Below are 19,152 nucleotides of genomic sequence, written 5' to 3'. Positions count from 1 at the left end.
ATCTTTTAAATTGAACTAAATGTTGTAATTTTGCAAAAAATATTGAAGATGGTCAAGATTGGCAACATAGAATTACCCGAATTTCCTTTATTACTCGCACCGATGGAAGATGTGAGCGATCCACCGTTTCGCAGATTGTGCAAAACGCATGGCGCTGACTTAATGTATTCTGAATTTATTTCGTCGGAAGGATTAATTCGTGATGCTATCAAAAGTCGAATGAAGCTGGATATTTTTGATTACGAACGTCCTGTTGGAATCCAGATTTTTGGTGGTGATGAAGAAGCAATGGCACTTTCGTCTAAAATTGTTTCTGCCGTAAAACCGGATTTGGTGGATATTAACTTTGGATGTCCGGTAAAAAAAGTAGTTTGCAAAGGTGCCGGAGCCGGAGTTTTAAAAGATGTCGATCTGATGGTACGTTTAACCAAAGCGGTGATCAGAAGTACCGATTTACCTGTAACGGTAAAAACGCGTTTGGGCTGGGATGACAGCTCTATTAATATTGATGAAGTAGCCGAAAGGCTTCAGGATATTGGTGTTCAGGCTCTGACGATTCACGCCAGAACCCGTGCACAAATGTATAAAGGCCATTCGGATTGGTCGCACATTGCACGTGTAAAAAACAACCCAAGAATCACCATGCCTATTTTTGGAAATGGCGATATCGACAGTCCTGAGAAAGCATTAAAATATAAAAATGAATACGGTATCGACGGGATCATGATTGGTCGCGCTGCGATTGGTTATCCGTGGATTTTTAACGAAATCAAGCACTATTTTAATACCGGGGAGCATTTACCTTCTCCTACCGTAATTGATCGTGTTGAAGCGGCCAGAAATCATTTGCAATGGTCTATGGATTGGAAAGGCGAACGCTTGGGAATTGTAGAAATGCGCCGTCATTACACCAATTATTTCAAAGGAATCCATTCGTTTAAAGAATACAAACAAAAACTAGTTACTACAGACGAACCTGAAAATCTTTTCGCTGTTATGAAAGAAATCGAACAGGTTTATGCCGGATATGAGTTTGTTTAAAAAATAAAAAAAGAGGAAGTTTCATTTACATGGCTTCCTCTTTTTGCATAAAATCATTTAATTCTCAAACTCAAGAAATGCATCATTTTCAAAATAAAAAATGAATGCATCAAACAATTGATTTATGGATGGATTTTCTAATTCTTCTTTTGCATTTTCTACCACATCTTCAATACTTGCACCATCCAATGTTTCCACCCAACCCTTTTCTTTTACTTGTTTTGGCAAATATTCATCCGAGTCTGGTGCAAAATCACGACTATCAAGTGAAAAAATTCCTAAGGTATCTAAATTCCATTCGCCAGAATTTGGAGGAAGATAAAACCATTCTAAATTCTTTTCCGGATGCGATAATACCTCTCTAATACTTATTAATTCCATACTATTTTCACTTAAAATTACACCTGAACACGTTTCCATTTTCCTTTTTTGTAAAAGAAAATCCCTGCTAAAGTAATAGCCGTTTCAGCAACCGGAATTGCAATGAAAACGCCTTTTGGTCCCATATTAAAATGTTTTGCCAGCACAAATGCTAGGGGAATCTGAAACAGCCAAAATCCAAAGAAATTAATTCCTGTTGGTGTCCAGGTATCTCCCGCCCCATTAAATGTGTTGATCAAAACCATCCCGATTCCGTAAAAAATAAATCCTACACTCATAATCTGTAATGCTTCAACAGCAATGGTTTTTACCATTTCGTCATTGGTAAAAAATGAAATGATATATTCTCCAAAACACAAGGTAATGATCATAATAGTCGCCATGAAGATGACATTGTATTTTGCTGTAGTATAAACAGATTTCTCCGCGCGCTCAATTTGTTTGGCTCCTAAATTTTGTCCTACCAAAGTCGCAGCGGCATTACTCAATCCCCAGGCCGGAAGAATAAAAAACATCATTATTCTAAGAGCGGTCTGATAACCTGCCGACCCATGATCTCCTCCCGTTGTTGCTACCAGCTGTGCCAGAAAAATCCAACTGCAGGAAGCGATCACAAACTGTAATACGCCCGGTGCTGCAATTTTTACTAAGGCATTTATCTGTTTAAAATCCGGTAAGAGGTAGGACATTTTAATTTTCAAAACTCCATTTCCGTAGAACAAATGATAAATTTGATACAGGACACCAATACTTCTTCCGGTAGTGGTGGCAATCGCAGCACCAAGTAAACCAAGTGCAGGAATTTCGGCAAAACCATTAATTAGTATCGGGCATAAAATAATATTACAAATATTGGCAATCCAAAGACTTTTCATGGCGATTGCAGCATTTCCGGCACCACGGAAGATTCCATTAATCAGAAATAAAAGTGTAATACTTAAACTGGAACCAATCATAATCTGGGTATATCTAAAACCATGTTCGGCCGCGTCTACAGATGCTCCCATTAAAAGGAGAATATCTTTGGCATAGATAATTCCAAAAATGCTTAAAAAAATACTTAACACAAATGCAATAACGATGGCCTGCATTCCTGCTTTTGCAGCAGCGACGGGATCTTTTTCTCCAATACGCCTTGCTACCACTGCAGTTGCTGCCATACTTAACCCGATGTCAATAGAATATATAATGGTTAAAACCGATTCGGTTAATCCAACCGTCTGGATTGCAAAACTGCTGTGCTCCAAATGCCCGACAAAATACAAATCGACGAGAGCAAAAACAGATTCCATCATCATTTCCAAAACCATCGGAATGGCTAATAAAATGACTGCTTTTTTAATGCTTCCTGCGGTATAATCAAAAGACTCATCTCCCTGGAGAGCCTGTTTTAAAGTCGTGTAAATTTTAGAAAATAGATTTTTCTGTATGGTAGTTTCTGTCATAATAAATTAAGATAAATGATAAAATTTGTCCAAATGCAACGATCTGAACTCAAAAAACAAACGTAAGTATCCTAATTATTCTAAAAATAAAATAGGACTAAGCAGAAACTATCATATGCTGTAGATTTTTAAGACGGTAAATATAGGTAATATTTTTCTGGTAGAAATACTAATCAAGAAGCTTTTTACTCACACGGCTGCTGGCAATTAAAGAAGCCACAAAACCAAGTGATACAATAGTTGCCATCACAATAAGTACATTTTCTAAAGTAAAAACTACCGGATAGGCCAAAGTGGGTGTCAGCATAATCAGATTGTATTCTTGTTGAAGCAATACTAAAATGATGCCCAGAACAAGACCAATTATACCTCCAAAAACACTTAACAAGGTTCCCTGAAGCAGGAATATTTTGCGTAAACTGGTGATTTCTGTTCCCAGATTAAAAAGCGTTTTCAGATTGTGCTTCTTCTCTAAAATCATCATAATTAAAGCACCCACTAAATTAAAAAGGGCTACGATAATTACTAGTGTAAAGATCAGGTACACTACAATGTTTTCGGTATTGAGCATCTTATACAAAGATTCGTTAAGCTGTGCTCTGTTTTTTATAGTGATTTTATTTTTGAATATCTTTTCAAGCTGAGATCTGATCGCAGTTTCATTGGCGTTTTCTTTCAGATTGAATTCTATTCCGGAAATCTGGTTTGTTTTATACAGCAGTAATTCCTGCGTCAGACCCAAATCTGCAAAAACATATTTTGAATCTAAATCTTCACTGATGGAGTAAATTGCAACTGGTAAAACGTCTGTTTTATTAAACGCTTCTTCCGGATTTTCGATCGCTCCTTTTCCTGGTTTAGGTGCAAATATCTGTAAAGGATTTTCGAAATCAAGAATTCCTAACGAAAAATCACGAGCAATTCCATAACCAATGACCACCTGATAGGTATCCGGTTTTAGCCATTCTCCGTTAAAAAGTTTTTTCCTGATATCGTTAACAACAATATAGTTTTTGTCAACGCCTTTTAAGTAGGTTACCAGCTGTTTGTCTTTAAACAAAAACAAAACCCGTTCTTCGATAATCTTACTGTAGGAAGCAATTCCATCAATATTTTTAAGCTGAGTTTCCTGATCCGGCGTTACAAAAAATGATTTTCCGTAAGTGCTGCTTATTTTCAGATCAGGATCTATTTCGTTGGTGAACGAAAGACTGAAAACCTTTAGTCCGCTAAAAACGGACAAAACCACAAACAAAGCCATCGTTCCAACAATAATTCCCATGCTGGCAATACGATTGATGATATTGATAGCATTGTTTTTACTTCTGCTAAAAATATAACGTTTGGCTATGTAAAGGGGGAAATTCAATTTATGATTTTCTTCTTTTTTCTAAAAGATCACGGTTTTCAATTGGGTTCTCTCTGTTAGATAATGCATTATCAATCTTTTCGATATAATCTAAAGAGTCATCAATAAAAAACACCAGGTTGGGTACACGACGCAATTGCAAACGCACGCGTTGTGACAAATCGTGTTTGATTAAAGTTGTATTTGACTTTATGCCTTCTAAAGTTTCTTGAGCTTTATCCTGAGGAAAGATGCTTAAATAAACTGTCGCTACCGATAAATCTGTAGTAACACTAACTTTGGATACTGAAATTACTAAATTAGTGATTCCGTTTTTTCGCACTTCACCTTGCAAAATATCAACCAAATCTTTTTGGATGACACCGCCTATTTTTTTCTGTCTGTTTGTTTCCATACTGCAAAAATACTATTTTTAAATTTCAATCGGTGCAATTTCAAATGAACAATAGGATGATTTTTGTATTCTCGTTCACTTTCTTTCAAAAATAACTCACCTTTTAAAGAAAATTCAGCCTGTACTCTACTTGTTTCAACATTTTGAGAAATTGTAAAACATGATAAAGGTCATTTGTTTTATGTGGATTATTTCACAATTTTAATAGAAATAATACAACACTTCCTATTATGAAAAAGAGAGAACCTATCAGTCATATTATGACTAAAAGCGTCATTACTGCAAGTGAAAGTGACGACCTTAAAAAAATCGTTGAACTTATAAAACATCACTCTATCCGACATATCCCAATCGTCAGAGGCAAAGAAGTAATTGGTATCATAAGCCGCACGGATATTAATCGCCTAACTTTTGGTGCTTTGTTCGAAGGACAGGAGGAAGCTGACGAAGCTATTTTAGAAATGCTCAGTATTTCTCAAATCATGACTTCAAAGCCAAAAACCGTTTCATCCGATACCAGTATTCGGGATTTAGCTCAAATTTTAGTTATGGAGGAATTTCACGCACTTCCTGTTGTCGACAATGGCAAACTTACCGGTATTGTAACGACAACAGATGTTATGAAATATTTACTTGAACAATACGATTAACTTTAAATAAAAAACCTTTTCACCAGTCTATTTCCGGTGAAAAGGTTTTCTATTTAAGTCCTGAATCAACTTTAATATTGTACTTTTTGGAAGCTTTTTAAAAAGGGACTATTACTTTTTTTAAAACTGCTCCAGTAGAGCAAAATAGGTATAGTAATTTTAATTTCACGGTATCAAAAAGCTCCAGGGGATCGGAATGTAAATCTTTTAACCCCTCCCTTTTTATACCAAATTTTCCGCAATCCAGTCATTTTGACAAGCAAAAAAATCTTCGCTGCGATTATACAATTTTTACCAAATTTTATCCTGATAATAGAAACAACAACCTCTGACATAGCGCTCCGCTGGAGCTCATTTGTCGTGCTTGATAATTGTGCTATACCTATTAGACTCCTCTGGAGCCCAATTCGGAATTCATCTGTGGCATCTACGGCCATTTTCAAAATTATATTTATCTAGATTAATAGAAGTAACGGATAGTCGAAAATTTAAAAGCTCCCATTCAATACTATTATCTGTTTTGCAACCATCCCTCCGGATTGTTATTCGATGTATTTTGAAGAATCAAAAACTTAATGATGGTTTTTCCGGTGTCACCACTGGTTCTCACTTTTCCTATACTTTGTTTTACATTTACTTTATCGCCTTTCTCCACAAAAACCTGACTAAGGTTTTGATAAACGGTAAAATAATCTCCATGCTGAATCATAACAGCTCTGTTGATTGGAGACAAAACAATTACACTCGATACTACTCCTTCAAATACGGCACGGGCACTTGCTCCTTGTTCTGTTGTAATCTCAACTCCTGAATTATGCACCGTTAATGTCGGATAAAGAGGGTGAGGCTGATCACCATATCCTAATGAAATAAATCCTTTTTCTACCGGCCATGGTAATTTTCCTCTGTTGGCTTTAAAGTCGGCAGCTAAAATTTTTCCTTCCGGAGTCAATGCAATTTTAGACGAGGAAACCGGAGTTTTAGATGCTGTCGAACCAGGATTTTCTTTTGCTCTTTCCAGGGCAGCTTTTCTGTTGGCTTCTGCAATGGCTTCACGGATCAAACGATCAATTTGTCTGTCGATTCTTTTGGCTTCCTGCTGTTTGCTTCTCGTATCGGCAATAATTTTGTTCTTGTCCTTTTTAATCGAATTAACTAGTTTTTGCTGCTCTTTCTTTTCCGTTTCTAAACTTTGTTTTTCTTTTTCATTTTCAGCAATAATCTTCTTCTTCACAATACGCTGACCGTTCAGTCTCGCATTATAGTCTTCCAGCTGTGCCGTTTTGGATTGAATTTCCAATCCCTGGTTTTTTCTGAAATTGGTATATTGTTTTAAATATTGTGCTCTTTTATAAGCTTGTAAAAAGCTCTCTGAAGATAAAATAAACATAGCTCTGCTTTGCTCAGATCGGCTTTTGTATGATTTAAGAATCATTTTTGAATAATCTGCCTTTAATACTTCCAGTTCTTTTTTAAGTTTATTAACCTTAACCTGATTAATATACATGTCATTACTCAAAAGTTTTTCCTGTTTTGCAGTAGTATTAATCAGCTTTTCTTTCAGCTTGATTTTATTGGACTGAATTAAATAAACATTTACTGCCGATTTTTCTTTTTTCTTTACCGATTGCAGCATCTTTTCATTATCTCTAATTTCCTGCTGAATCTGAGCTTTACGCTGTTCCAGTTTTTCTTGTTGCGAATCTTGTGCCCACATAAAAGTAGTGGCACATATAAAAATTAGGCTTAGGAGAAATTTTGGCATGTTTATATTTTCTTTTTGCAAATTTACTTAATTATAACTTTCTTATAACCACTTGGCACACTGTAAGGAAAAGAAAGTTCTTCGTTAAACGAAATCGTATTGTAATTTAAACTAATATTTGTTTTTCCTTTTGGCTGAATTGCACTGATTTCAATACTTGTTGGAAGTATTCCCTGATTGAAAACCTTACTGTCGGCATAGGAAATCTGCAGGAATCTGTTTTCTGATGGCTGCGAGATCTCTTCTTTTTGCAACAGGTATTTTTCAGGATCCAAATAGAATGATTTTTTCAGATTAGAATCTTTTTCATCTTCTAAACGAAAAAGATTATCTACTATCGTTTGTGCATATTTCCCTTTTCTCAAATCATCTAAAGCTTCACCAACCAATAGGTTCTGAACTTTACTGTAATCCAGTTCTGTTCCCAGCCATTTACTTAAACTTGTAAAATCACCTTCGTAGTAGGTACCGTTTATTTTTTCGTAGTAGCTTACTGCTGTTGGCGTAATCAAAGCTTTTGCCATAGTAATACCCAGGAAACGAACACTTACTAAAATTTGTTTGTCTTTTTCAATTTTAATCTCGGCGGTAACATTCTGACTTTGTTTATCGTCAACATATCGTGCACCGGCTTTTACGTACAGCGTTGAAAAATCTAACTTATTGTTATAATGATTCTCTATTACTTTTTTTTCTTCTTTTGGCGTAATTTCTTTTACTTCGCTGGTATTGTTCTGCACGGCAACCGCCTTTGATTTACAGGAAATCATAAAAACGGATAATACCGCTATCGCTATATATTTTTTCATTTACCGCCTTTTTTAATTTTGAATCTGTACAAATCAAAATCTGTTTAATTGTTTATAGTGTTGTTTCAGGTTGTCGAAAATAAAAATCAAGATCTTAGCATATAAGCACATCCCCCTCTTTCCTCTATTTTCTTTCCTCTATTTTTTCTTTTTCAATAATTCATTTGCCCTCAAAAAGTATTCCTCTTTTTTCTTTGCATCTCCCAATCCATTGTAAGCCTCTCCCAACTGAATATTAAAATTTGCCTCCAGTGTTTTGTCCTCTACCACATAATCGAGTCCTATTTCTAAAACGGTTTTTGCATTTTTAAATTGCTTTAACTGATTATTTCCTAAACCGGCATAGTAATAAAACTGCGGCTGACTTGGATAAACCTCAATCATGCTCATTGCTCTTTTTGTCATTGGCTCAAACTGTTTCATCTGAGCATACGCTTCAAGCAAAAGCAAATTAGTTTCACGGTCTGTCTCTGAATTGGCTTTTAAATCTTTTTCATAATATTTAATCGCATTTTCAAACTGACCTTTACTGTGATAGAATTTTCCAATTTCTTTGGCCACATCCACATTCGGATCATTATCGAAATAGGAAATGGCTTTCTCTAAATCTGACGCATACTGTGGATTTTTGTTCGTATAGATCAAAAACTCATTTAAGGTACGATGTTTTATTTTGGAATCAATTTTTGAACTTCCCAAAATTACATTCATTGCCTTAATCGCTTTATCAGCCTGATTGGAATCCAGATACCCTTTAAACAAACTTACCTGCGCCCATTCTGAAGTTGGAATTTCCTTTGCCAGCTGTTTTGCAACATTTAGCGCCTTATCTGATTCTTCTGATTTTGAATATAAAAAAATCAGATTTACATAATTTGATTCTTCTTTTGGATGCTGCTTTATCTGCTCAATCAAGTTATCAATTTCTGCATTTTGATATTTCCCCTGAGATAAGATTTGCAATCTATAGCGATCACGATCTTCTGATTTCCCATACTTATCATTCATTTCATTGATCGCCACCAACGCTTTATCAAACTGATTGGTGATCATATACAGCGAAATCAAATCATCTTTGTACTCTTCATCAAAAACCATTATTTTCTGAATGGTTTCAATCGCCAAAGGATAATTTTTGGTTTCAAAACTTACATCATAAATTCCCAGCCAATACCATTTGTTTTTAGGATCAAGCTGAGTCGCTTTTTCAAACGAATCCTGCGCGCTTCGATAATCTTTTAAGGACAGATAATTTTTCCCGAGTTCAAAATAAGCCACCGCATCATTAGGTTTTAGTTTGATACACTTTTGTAATGAAATGACGGCCTTATCATAATTTTCAATTCCTTTTTGTTTCAACGATTCATAAAAAGCATCCTGATACTCATCGGTTGCCACAGCAATATCTTCCGGCTCTGTTTGAGCCATAACCGAAATGGGATTGCCAAGCAAAACGAAAAATAAAATCGCGATAACTCCTTTTTGTATCATTTTTTAAAATTTATTTTTAAACAAAAACGAATCTATTCCAACTGATAATCTATTCTAAAACTGAATAATCTCCGATGCTAACACTGCTAAACTTACCATCATAAACCACATGATTTCCAATCATTGCATTGTCAAGCTGTGCATTTTTTATTTGAGAATAAGTTTGTATTAAACTGTTGCTAATTGTACTGTCTGTAACGTGACAACCTTTACCAATGGATACATTTGGACCAACTGTTGTGTTTTTCAACACTACATTTTCGCCAATATAACACGGTGGAATGATAGTTGAGTTTTCCAATTTCACATCGTAATCTACTAAATGCTCCCCATCATTGTGTAAAAACCCTAACATTCTTGAATTTGTTTCAACGGTAACATCCTTATTTCCGCAATCCATCCATTCATCCACACTTCCGGTTTTAAACACTTTACCGTTTGCCATCATGGCTTTAATTCCGTCGTTGATCTGATATTCTCCACCATTTTGAATATTATTATCCAAAACTCCCTGAAGTTCCTTTTTCAAATCACCTACTTCTTTAAAATAATAGATTCCAATAACTGCTAAGTCACTAACAAATTCTTTTGGTTTTTCTACTAATTCTATAATTTCATTATTAGTATTTAATTTTACGACACCAAATGCTTCCGGCTGATCCACTTGTTTCACCCAAATAACAGCATCGGCAGAAGGATCTAATTCAAAATCGGCTCTGATCAAAGTATCTGCATAAGCAATTACTGCCGGACCTGATAAAGATTCTTTGGCACACATAATCGCATGTCCAGTCCCTAAAGGTAAATCCTGACGGTAGATGGAAGCTTTGGCTCCTAAACTTCCTGCCAATTCTTCTAAACTTGCTACAAGATCATCACCAAAAAAAGCAGGATCTCCTAAAATAAAAGCAACCTCTTCAATAGGTTCTTTTAATATTTTGGCAATGTCTTCCACCAATCGGTGCACGATCGATTTACCTGCAACCGGAATTAATGGTTTTGGAACTGTTAAAGTATGTGGTCTAAGTCTTGATCCACGACCCGCCATTGGAACGATTATCTTCATTTCTTTTTATTTATTTTAATGGAAAGGTTTAAAAAACCTTCTTAGTTTGGTTCTTAATTTTAATCGTAAAGGTTATTTATACTGTAAGTTAAAACTTTTTTACCGCAAAGTTCGCAAAGCTTTTTCACAAAGATTGCTAAGTTTTTTCATTTCATTTTTAAGATCGCAATCTATTAAACTGATTACTGCGACCGTAACTGAAAACTATTTTACTCCTGTACTTCCAAATCCGCCTTCTCCTCTTGACGTTTCAGAAAGCTCGTTCACTTCTATCCATTCTGCTCTTTCGTGTTTTGCAATGATAAGTTGTGCGATTCGCTCTCCATTTTCAATTACAAATTCTTCGTTGGATAAATTTACTAAAATTACGCCTATTTCGCCTCTATAATCTGCATCGACAGTTCCGGGAGAGTTTAAAACGGTTACTCCTTTTTTCGCCGCCAGTCCGCTTCTTGGTCGTACTTGTGCCTCATAACCAATAGGCAACTCTATAAAAAGTCCGGTTTTTACAATGGTTCTTTCTAAGGGTTTTAACGTAATAGCTTCTGTTAAATTGGCACGTAAATCCATTCCTGCCGAAGCGATCGTTTCATAGTTCGGTAAAGCGTGCTGTGATTTATTGATAATTTGTATTTTCATTTTTATTTTAAAAGATTAAAAAGTACCCTTACTTTTTATTCATAATTCCTTTGATTGTTTGTTTTTCGTTATGATAAACAAAATAGACAAAGCCCAAAAACAAAGGGATTCCAACAAAATAATTTTCTCTGAATCCGTAAAAAGAGATAGCCGAAAATACAATTGAAATTCCTAAATAAGCTCCAATTTTGTTCATATCATAAGGGATGGGATAGTATCTGTTCCCTAAAATATAAGAAATCAGCATCATACTTCCGTACGCTGAAATAGTCGCAATTGCAGAACCGTAGTAACTGTACTTTGGAATTAAAACATAGTTTAAAATCAAAGTCACGATGGCTCCCACAATCGAGATATAAGCTCCAATTTGTGTTTTGTCTGTTAGTTTATACCAAACCGATAAGTTGTTGTAAATCCCTAAAAAGAAGTTTGCTAAAATGATTAACGGCACCACTTTCATGGCCTCCCAATACGATTTATTATCTAGCAATAAATATTTTAAAACGTCTGCAAATACAATAACACCTAATAAAATCAATGATCCTAAAATCACGAAGTATTTTGTAATTACGGCATAGGTCTGAGGTGCATTTTCGTTTTTCGCATGACTGAAAAAGAAGGGTTCAATCCCGAGTCTGAAGGCCGTTGCAAATAAAACCATGAACAACCCTAATTTATAACAGGCTGAATACGCTCCAACTTCAGATTTTGCAAGATTCTCCGGCAACAGATATCCCAGCAAAATTTTATCAAAATGTTCGTTAACTGCGAAAGCAAGTCCTGCCACTAAAATAGGCAAACCATATCTCATCATTTTCTTCCAAAGTACCGGATCAAATTTTCGTCCAAGTGAAAGATAGTTTGGTGAAAGCACGATGAACGTCGCTAAACTCGCCAATAAATTTGCAATGAAAATATAAGCAATCTGAAAATTTTCGACATACAAATTATCCCAAACAGAATTAGGGTTTGATGCTGCCAGTTTAGGAAGGTACATCAGGAAAAATATGTTCAGTAACAGATTGATTACAACATTACCTATTTTAATCGCCGCATAAACCATAGGCCGCTGATTGGCTCTTAACTTAGAAAAAGGGATTAAAACCAAAGCATCTAAAACCAGGATCCATACGGTGTACGTGATGTACTGCACATCTACTTCGGCCAAAGTTGCCAATGTATTTCTAAAAATTAAGGCTGCAAATAAGAAAATTATGGACGACCAAAATATTGAAATCGTAGACGTTGCTATTACATTTTTCTTGTCGTCTTCGGCACTGTAAAACCTAAAAAATGCCGTCTCCATTCCGTACGAAAGTACCACATTAAAGAAAACCATCCAGGACAAAACAATCGAAACTTCACCGTATTCTGCAGTTGGTAAAATACCGGTATACAATCTGACTAACAGAAAACTCAGCATTCGCGGCAAAACCGTCGCTAGTCCATAAATAGCCGTTTGTTTGAATAGATTTTTATATAATCCCAAAATATATGTGTGTAATAAAATTTATAAAACAAAAATAACCAATTCTTTGGTTTATTATTGATTTTGCGCTTCAATAAAAGAACTTGCCGGAATTTTAGTGAGTTAATTTTTTTTCGTCTAAAATTTTAACAAAATGAAAACCTCTTGGTCCGTACCCCTGATTGTAATAGAAACGGTGCGCAGCAAAATTTCCGGTAAATGCATCCAGAACGATACTGCTGCAATCTAAATCAATTGCTTTTTGTTCGATATAATCCGTTAGCAATTTTCCAATTCCTTTTGATCTAACGTCCGGATTTACGACAAAATTGTCTATCTCAAGATATTTCCCTGTCCATAGTTTTGTAGCCGACCAGCAACCGGTAATCCCTAAACAAACACCCTCTTCAAAAACACCGATCTGGATATAATTATGAGGAACCATTTCTGAAAGATAGGCCGTGTACTTTTCAACTGAAAGATTTGGATAAAGAAATCGCATGGTATCAATCTGATCCACCATTTCTTTGATTGTCGTGAGTTCTTTTATTTGTAGTTTCATTGTTTAAAAAAATAGATTTCAAAAATACTTATTTTTTCGTTGTCGCTTATATAATTCTCAACCCGATATAGGAAATACACGAATAACCGCTAATCTGCTTCCGGACAATGCTTTTAGACAGTCTTTCTTTTATTTCAAATTTTTTCTAGCATCCAATATGATCAAAAACCGTCATTTTAGGACTAACAACTGAAAATAACTTTAATTCTCATTGTCACACTAAAATGTTACAGTTAATTTTCATTTTACTAAGAAAGTCTTTGTTCTTAATTAAGATTATTCTTACTTTTGTAAAAATCTTAGGACAAGGATACCTATTTTCTGTTACTTGTCTAGTATATATAACATAAGTACATTACTGGCTCACCGGACTTACTTTAAAAAAAATAAAAACCATGATAACAAACATTGATGTAACAGATTTTACTCCGACATCTGAAAGAATAGGGTCAACAATTACCATATTTGCGCCCCCTCAGGAAGTTCCTCCAAATTCTCTTAGAGTTCTTAATGCTATGTTTTATCCCGTAGCAGAAGGACAACGTCATCAGCGTCCTGCAACTGCACATATAATAGATCATGAAAAGTATACAAAATTATCAATACAGCCTTCAAAATATCTTGAAGGAGGGAAGCAATATTGCTTTATTATTAGTTTGGTAAATGAACAAACAGGTGATAAGTATAATTTTCGCAGTCCGGCAGGTAAACATTTTAACCTGCTTTAAAAATGCATTTATGGCTCAAAAAACCAAGTAAAAGCGGTAGATTTCGGATAGCTATATATTTTTAAAACCAAAATAGGTCTTTTTTTTAAAAGTACTTGAATAAAAAAAAGAGTTTAAATCTAAGACTCAAACTCTTTTTATATTTTAAAAATATCTTAAATAAGCTATCCGTTCAAAGCTTCCGCTCCACCAACGATTTCTAAGATCTCGTTAGTAATAGCAGCCTGACGTGCTTTATTGTAAGTTAATTTCAATTGGTTTCTTAATTCAGTTGCGTTGTCAGTTGCTTTGTGCATTGCTGTCATACGTGCTCCGTGTTCTGAAGCAAATGAATCGCGGATTCCTTTATATAATTGTGTTTTCAATGATTTCGGAATCAAAGTCAACACGATTTCTTCTTTTGAAGGTTCAAAAATGTAATCTCCTGTAGAAACTGCAGCATCAGATTTAATTGGCGCTAACGGTAAAAACTGTTCTGTCTGAACAATTTGAGTCGCAGCATTTTTAAACTGATTGTAGATCAATTCGATTCTGTCGTACTCTCCAGTAAGGAATTTCTCTGTTAAACTATCAGCAATTCCGGCAACATTTTCAAAAGTTAAATGATCAAAAATTGCATTATGATGACCGTGTACTTTATGCGTTTTGCTTAAAACATCATTTCCTTTTTTACCAATAGCAAAAACGTCAACTTGTTTTCCTGCGTAAAATTCGGTACGATTCTTAACCTCTTTAATTACGTTAGAATTGAATGCACCACATAAACCTCTGTTTGAAGTTATGGCTACAAGCAATACTTTTTTTACTTCACGTTGAGTAGTGTAATCACCTCCAACTTCACCATCAAGTGTAGCGGAAAGATTTTGCAACAACTCCGTTAATTTCTCGGCATAAGGGCGCATCGCAGTGATTGCATCTTGTGCTTTCTTAAGCTTTGCAGCAGAAACCATTTTCATAGCCGATGTAATCTGCATCGTCGATGAAACGGAAGTAATTCTATTACGGATTTCCTTTAAATTTGCCATCTATTAATTAGAAAATGTGACAATTTGCAAATTAGATAATTAGAAAAATGCGGAACATTCACTAATTATCTAATTCACTAATTATCTAATTAGTTATATTTTGCTGAAATTTCTTTTGCTGCTTTTTCGATAACATCAGTAATGTTGTCATCTAACTTACCAGCTTTTAACGCGTTAAGCGTATCTTTATGTTTGCTGTTTAAGTAAGCTAAGAAATCAGCTTCAAATTCTTTTACTTTATTTACAGGTACGTTTCTTAATAAGTTTTTAGAACCTGCATAAATAATAGCTACTTGATTTTCAACAGGATAAGGATCATTTAAACCTTGTTTTAAGATTTCAACGTTTCTTTTTCCTTTTTCAATTACGTTTAAAGTAACTGAATCTAAGTCAGAACCAAATTTAGCGAAAGCTTCTAATTCACGGAATTGAGCTTGATCTAATTTTAAAGTTCCTGAAACTTTTTTCATTGATTTAATCTGAGCATTACCTCCAACACGAGATACAGAGATACCTACGTTGATCGCAGGACGAACTCCAGAGTTGAACAAATCTCCATCAAGGAAAATCTGACCATCTGTAATCGAAATTACGTTTGTTGGGATATATGCAGAAACGTCACCAGCCTGAGTTTCGATAATTGGTAATGCCGTTAACGAACCACCACCTTTTACGATAGACTTGATAGAATCTGGTAAATCGTTCATGTTTTTAGCAATTCCATCATCAGCAATTACTTTACAAGCACGCTCTAATAAACGAGAGTGTAAGTAAAAAACGTCTCCAGGGTAAGCCTCACGTCCCGGTGGTCTTCTTAATAAAAGAGAAACCTCACGGTAAGCAACAGCTTGTTTAGATAAATCGTCATAAACAATTAAAGCCGGACGACCTGAATCTCTAAAATACTCTCCAATTGCAGCACCTGCGAAAGGAGCATAAACTTGCATTGGAGCTGGATCAGAAGCATTAGCTGCAACAATAACTGTATAAGCCATTGCACCTTTTTCTTCTAACATTTTAGCAATTCCTGCTACAGTTGAAGCTTTTTGCCCAATTGCAACATATATACAGAATACAGGTTTTCCTGCATCATAAAATTCTTTTTGATTTAAGATTGTATCGATACAAACAGTTGATTTACCTGTTTGACGGTCACCAATTACAAGCTCACGTTGTCCACGACCAACCGGGATCATAGCATCAACTGCTTTTACTCCTGTTTGTAATGGCTCCGTTACCGGCTGACGGAAGATAACACCAGGTGCTTTTCTTTCTAAAGGCATTTCGTATAAGTCTCCACCAATTGGTCCTTTTCCATCAATTGGAAAACCAAGAGTGTTTACTACACGTCCTACCATTTGCTCACCTACTTTAAGAGAAGCAATACGTTGCGTTCTTTTTGCTGTTGATCCTTCTTTGATTCCAGTTGATGGTCCTAAAAGTACCACACCAACGTTGTCTTCTTCAAGGTTCAATACAATAGCTTCAAGTCCGTTGTCAAATTCAACTAACTCACCATATTGTACATTCGATAGCCCGTAAATACGAGCAATACCGTCTCCAACTTGAAGTACTGTTCCTACTTCCTCTAGCGTAGCACCAGATTCAAAACCTTCTACTTGCTTTCTTAATATTGCTGAAATTTCAGCAGGTTTGATTTCCGCCATCTTAATTTATAATTTAGACACTTTTATGTGTAATAAAACTAATTACTTAACTCTCTTTTTAATACCTGCAATCTGTTTGCAACAGAAGCATTGTATTGTTGATCCCCTATTCTTAAAATAAACCCTCCAATGATAGATGGGTCTACTGTATTTTCAATTGTTATTTTTTTATCTGATAAAGTTGCCACTTTTGCCAAAACTTTAGCTTCTAAAGCGGCATCCATTGGGATTGCTGTTGTAACTTTTGCTACTTCAACACCATTACCTTCGTCAAATATTTTTTTGTATTCTAAAGCGATAGCTTCCAGAATTTCAAATCTTTTGTTTTCAAATAATAAATGAAATAACCCTTTAGTTACACCATTTACATCTGCAAAAACTTCTAAAAGAGCACTTTCTTTAACTTCAACTTTTGTAGTTGGGTTTTGAATAAAGGCACTTAATTCTTCATTACTCTCAATTGCCGTTGCAATTGACTTCATATCGTTATTGACAGCTTCGGCAACACCTTTAGAGTTTGCTAAGTCCAGAATTGCTTTTGCATAACGAATTGCTGCTCTTGTACTTGCCATAATCTTAGTTTAGCTTTACGTCACCTAACATTTTCTCTACTAATTTAGTTTGAGATTCTTTGTTAGATAATTCTTCTTTCAATAATTTTTCAGCGATGCTTAATGATAAAGTTGAAACTTGTGATTTCAATTCAGCCATAGCAGCATTCTTTTCACTTTCGATAGCAGCTTTAGCTTGCTCGATCATTTTTTGACCCGCTTCTTGTGCTTCGTTTTTAGAATCAGCAATCATTTTCTCTTTCATTTCACGAGCTTCTTTTAGCATCGCGTCACGCTCTGCACGAGCTTCATTCAAAATTCTTTGATTGTCAGCTTGTAAGTTTTCCATTTCTCTCTTTGCATTTTCTGCAGAAAGTAATGCATCTTTAATACCTTCTTCTCTTGCTGTAATAGATTCCATAATTGGTTTCCAGGCAAACTTTACTAAAAGTAAAATCAAAACCAACAAGATTAGTGCTTGCCAAAAGAATAAACCGAATGAAAAATCGTTAATTAACTTATCCATTTTATAACTATATTAAATATTTAATTTCTTTTTTTAAAAGTAACAACACCTTTAACCAACCGTTAAAGATGTTGTTAGTTCTTTCTTTATTATTTTCCTAAGATCAAAGCAGCAAATGCTAAACCTTCTAATAAAGCCGCGATAATAATCATCGCAGTTTGAATTTTACCAGCAGCTTCTGGCTGACGAGCAATAGCGTCCATAGCAGATCCACCGATTTTACCTAGACCTAAACCAGCACCGATTACTACTAAACCTGCACCTACTAAAGTTGGAATTGTTCCCATAAGTATTTATATATATAAAATTAAACTTCTAAATTAAATAATAACATTATCATCGTGTCCGTGTCCATGATCATGGTCGTGATCTGCAACAGCCATACCTATAAATAATGACGATAACATTGTGAAAATAAACGCTTGCAAAAATGCAACTAAAACTTCAATTACCGAAATAAATAATGTTAGTCCTAAAGAGATTGGCAAATCTGCTGCTAAATTTTTACCTACGAAAATCATCGCGATCAAACTCATAATTACTACGTGACCTGCAGTAATATTTGCATACAAACGAATTAATAATGCAAATGGTTTTGTTAATGTACCTAAAACTTCGATCGGAGCTAAAATAATTTTCATCGGAACTGGTACTCCTGGCATCCAGAAAATGTGTCCCCAATAATCTTTGTTAGCACTAAACTGAGTAATGATAAAAGTAAACGCAGCTAAACAAACTGTGATTGCAATATTTCCTGTAACGTTAATTCCAAGTGGAGTCATACCTAATAAGTTTAACAACCATACAAAGAAAAACACCGTTAAAAGGTAACCCATAAATTTTCTGTATTTTTTCTCTCCAATATTTGGAACAGCGATCTCATCTCTGATGAAAATAATAAGCGGTTCTAATACTCTTCCGAAACCAGTTGGGATTGGTCCTTTTTTATAAGACTTCGCTAATCCGGTAAACATTAAAAATAATAATACCGAAACAAAAAGCATTGACACTACATTTTTTGTAATCGAAAAATCTAATGGTTTTTCGTTTTCAGGATGTCCGTGGTCATTAAAAGTAATAGTTCCCGCAGCATCTGTTTTGTAAATTTTACCGTGAACTAATTTGTAGAAGTTTCCGTCAACTTCAGCAACTGCTTCACCGTGGTGTAATTTTGAAGAAGAGAAAATTTTCAAACCTCCGTCAATAAGAATTACAGGTAATGGAAAACCGTAATGTTTATTTTCTTTTTCATCTGAGAAGAAAACAAAATCATGAGAATCTTGTAAGTGATGATCAATAAAAGCGTCCACTTTTGCTTTTGGGTCAAGAGCTGCATGCTCCTCTTCCGACGGCGCGTTATGTGAAATTACTTTTTCTTCATGAGCGGCTTCAGCATGTACATGCGTTGAGTCATTCTCTGAATTTGCAAAACTCATTACTGGAGAACAAGCTACTAAAGCTGCAAGAATAAATTTGAGCGGTTTGTTTGAAATCACCATATCTGTTAAAAATCTTATTTTTTACGTTTCTAAAATTTGGTGCAAAGGTACATTTTTTATTAATATTCAAAAGGAT

Annotated in this window: 20 protein-coding genes; 3 read left to right on the top strand and 17 right to left on the bottom strand. The window is 35.0% G+C overall.

Annotation, left to right across the window (positions count from 1 at the left end; all coding sequences use genetic code 11):
* Nucleotides 1-48 precede the first annotated feature (48 nt).
* A complete protein-coding gene (gene dusB, locus LNQ34_RS08610; protein ID WP_017496887.1) occupies nt 49-1,041 on the top strand; it encodes a tRNA dihydrouridine synthase DusB in 993 nt (330 codons plus the stop codon).
* A gap of 57 nt (nt 1,042-1,098) precedes the next feature.
* Here dusB and LNQ34_RS08605 read toward each other — a convergent pair whose 3' ends face one another.
* The 4 genes from LNQ34_RS08605 to rbfA form a co-directional block, all read right to left on the bottom strand.
* The gene (locus LNQ34_RS08605; RefSeq protein WP_229999256.1) at nt 1,099-1,422 is read right to left on the bottom strand and encodes a DUF7716 domain-containing protein; all 324 of its coding nucleotides are present in this window, start codon (nt 1,420-1,422) and stop codon (nt 1,099-1,101) included.
* Between the two features lie 17 nt (nt 1,423-1,439).
* On the bottom strand, nt 1,440-2,867 hold the full coding sequence (locus tag LNQ34_RS08600; RefSeq protein WP_229999254.1) for an MATE family efflux transporter: 1,428 nt from the start codon (nt 2,865-2,867) through the stop codon (nt 1,440-1,442).
* 169 nt (nt 2,868-3,036) lie between these two features.
* A complete protein-coding gene (locus LNQ34_RS08595) occupies nt 3,037-4,236 on the bottom strand; it encodes an ABC transporter permease (RefSeq protein WP_202700940.1) in 1,200 nt (399 codons plus the stop codon).
* Between the two features lies 1 nt (nt 4,237).
* The gene (rbfA, locus tag LNQ34_RS08590) at nt 4,238-4,630 is read right to left on the bottom strand and encodes a 30S ribosome-binding factor RbfA (protein WP_017496883.1); all 393 of its coding nucleotides are present in this window, start codon (nt 4,628-4,630) and stop codon (nt 4,238-4,240) included.
* A 260-nt stretch (nt 4,631-4,890) separates the two neighbouring features.
* On the opposite strand from rbfA, the gene LNQ34_RS08585 reads away from it, so the two are divergent.
* Nucleotides 4,891-5,280, top strand: coding sequence for a CBS domain-containing protein (locus LNQ34_RS08585; RefSeq protein WP_346432359.1), 390 nt, complete (start codon nt 4,891-4,893; stop codon nt 5,278-5,280).
* Nucleotides 5,281-5,791: 511 nt separating this feature from the next.
* Here LNQ34_RS08585 and LNQ34_RS08580 read toward each other — a convergent pair.
* The 7 genes from LNQ34_RS08580 to LNQ34_RS08550 all read right to left on the bottom strand — a co-directional run bounded on the left by LNQ34_RS08580 (nt 5,792) and on the right by LNQ34_RS08550 (nt 13,080).
* Nucleotides 5,792-7,045, bottom strand: a complete 1,254-nt coding sequence (locus LNQ34_RS08580) for a murein hydrolase activator EnvC family protein (protein WP_202700938.1) — start codon at nt 7,043-7,045, stop codon at nt 5,792-5,794.
* Nucleotides 7,046-7,068: 23 nt separating this feature from the next.
* A complete protein-coding gene (lolB1, locus tag LNQ34_RS08575; protein WP_017496879.1) occupies nt 7,069-7,854 on the bottom strand; it encodes a lipoprotein insertase outer membrane protein LolB1 in 786 nt (261 codons plus the stop codon).
* Between the two features lie 138 nt (nt 7,855-7,992).
* A complete protein-coding gene (locus LNQ34_RS08570) occupies nt 7,993-9,345 on the bottom strand; it encodes a tetratricopeptide repeat protein (protein ID WP_229999249.1) in 1,353 nt (450 codons plus the stop codon).
* Nucleotides 9,346-9,394: 49 nt separating this feature from the next.
* The gene (locus LNQ34_RS08565) at nt 9,395-10,411 is read right to left on the bottom strand and encodes a sugar phosphate nucleotidyltransferase (RefSeq protein WP_202700924.1); all 1,017 of its coding nucleotides are present in this window, start codon (nt 10,409-10,411) and stop codon (nt 9,395-9,397) included.
* Between the two features lie 204 nt (nt 10,412-10,615).
* Nucleotides 10,616-11,050, bottom strand: a complete 435-nt coding sequence (dut, locus tag LNQ34_RS08560) for a dUTP diphosphatase (protein WP_202700922.1) — start codon at nt 11,048-11,050, stop codon at nt 10,616-10,618.
* A 28-nt stretch (nt 11,051-11,078) separates the two neighbouring features.
* On the bottom strand, nt 11,079-12,539 hold the full coding sequence (locus tag LNQ34_RS08555) for a lipopolysaccharide biosynthesis protein (RefSeq protein WP_229999248.1): 1,461 nt from the start codon (nt 12,537-12,539) through the stop codon (nt 11,079-11,081).
* 94 nt (nt 12,540-12,633) lie between these two features.
* Nucleotides 12,634-13,080, bottom strand: a complete 447-nt coding sequence (locus LNQ34_RS08550; RefSeq protein ID WP_202700918.1) for a GNAT family N-acetyltransferase — start codon at nt 13,078-13,080, stop codon at nt 12,634-12,636.
* A gap of 395 nt (nt 13,081-13,475) precedes the next feature.
* On the opposite strand from LNQ34_RS08550, the gene LNQ34_RS08545 reads away from it, so the two are divergent.
* Nucleotides 13,476-13,808, top strand: coding sequence for a hypothetical protein (locus LNQ34_RS08545; RefSeq protein WP_202700917.1), 333 nt, complete (start codon nt 13,476-13,478; stop codon nt 13,806-13,808).
* A 164-nt stretch (nt 13,809-13,972) separates the two neighbouring features.
* Here the strand turns inward: LNQ34_RS08545 and atpG are convergent, their stop codons facing one another.
* The 6 genes from atpG to atpB form a co-directional block, all read right to left on the bottom strand.
* On the bottom strand, nt 13,973-14,833 hold the full coding sequence (gene atpG, locus LNQ34_RS08540; RefSeq protein ID WP_202700916.1) for an ATP synthase F1 subunit gamma: 861 nt from the start codon (nt 14,831-14,833) through the stop codon (nt 13,973-13,975).
* Between the two features lie 89 nt (nt 14,834-14,922).
* Complete coding sequence (gene atpA, locus LNQ34_RS08535) at nt 14,923-16,500, bottom strand: F0F1 ATP synthase subunit alpha (protein ID WP_017496872.1); 1,578 nt, start codon at nt 16,498-16,500, stop codon at nt 14,923-14,925.
* Between the two features lie 38 nt (nt 16,501-16,538).
* The gene (gene atpH, locus LNQ34_RS08530; protein ID WP_017496871.1) at nt 16,539-17,072 is read right to left on the bottom strand and encodes an ATP synthase F1 subunit delta; all 534 of its coding nucleotides are present in this window, start codon (nt 17,070-17,072) and stop codon (nt 16,539-16,541) included.
* Nucleotides 17,073-17,076: 4 nt separating this feature from the next.
* Nucleotides 17,077-17,577, bottom strand: coding sequence for a F0F1 ATP synthase subunit B (locus tag LNQ34_RS08525; protein WP_017496870.1), 501 nt, complete (start codon nt 17,575-17,577; stop codon nt 17,077-17,079).
* An 89-nt stretch (nt 17,578-17,666) separates the two neighbouring features.
* Entirely contained in the window at nt 17,667-17,864 is a 198-nt protein-coding gene (gene atpE, locus LNQ34_RS08520) for an ATP synthase F0 subunit C (protein WP_008465835.1), read from the bottom strand.
* Nucleotides 17,865-17,897: 33 nt separating this feature from the next.
* Nucleotides 17,898-19,076, bottom strand: coding sequence for a F0F1 ATP synthase subunit A (gene atpB / locus LNQ34_RS08515; protein ID WP_202700914.1), 1,179 nt, complete (start codon nt 19,074-19,076; stop codon nt 17,898-17,900).
* Nucleotides 19,077-19,152: the final 76 nt, after the last annotated feature.

Source organism: Flavobacterium lipolyticum (assembly GCF_020905335.1).
Taxonomy (GTDB): domain Bacteria; phylum Bacteroidota; class Bacteroidia; order Flavobacteriales; family Flavobacteriaceae; genus Flavobacterium; species Flavobacterium lipolyticum.
Note: the sequence above shows the minus strand (reverse complement) of the source record. Positions and strands in the feature narration are given on the sequence as shown.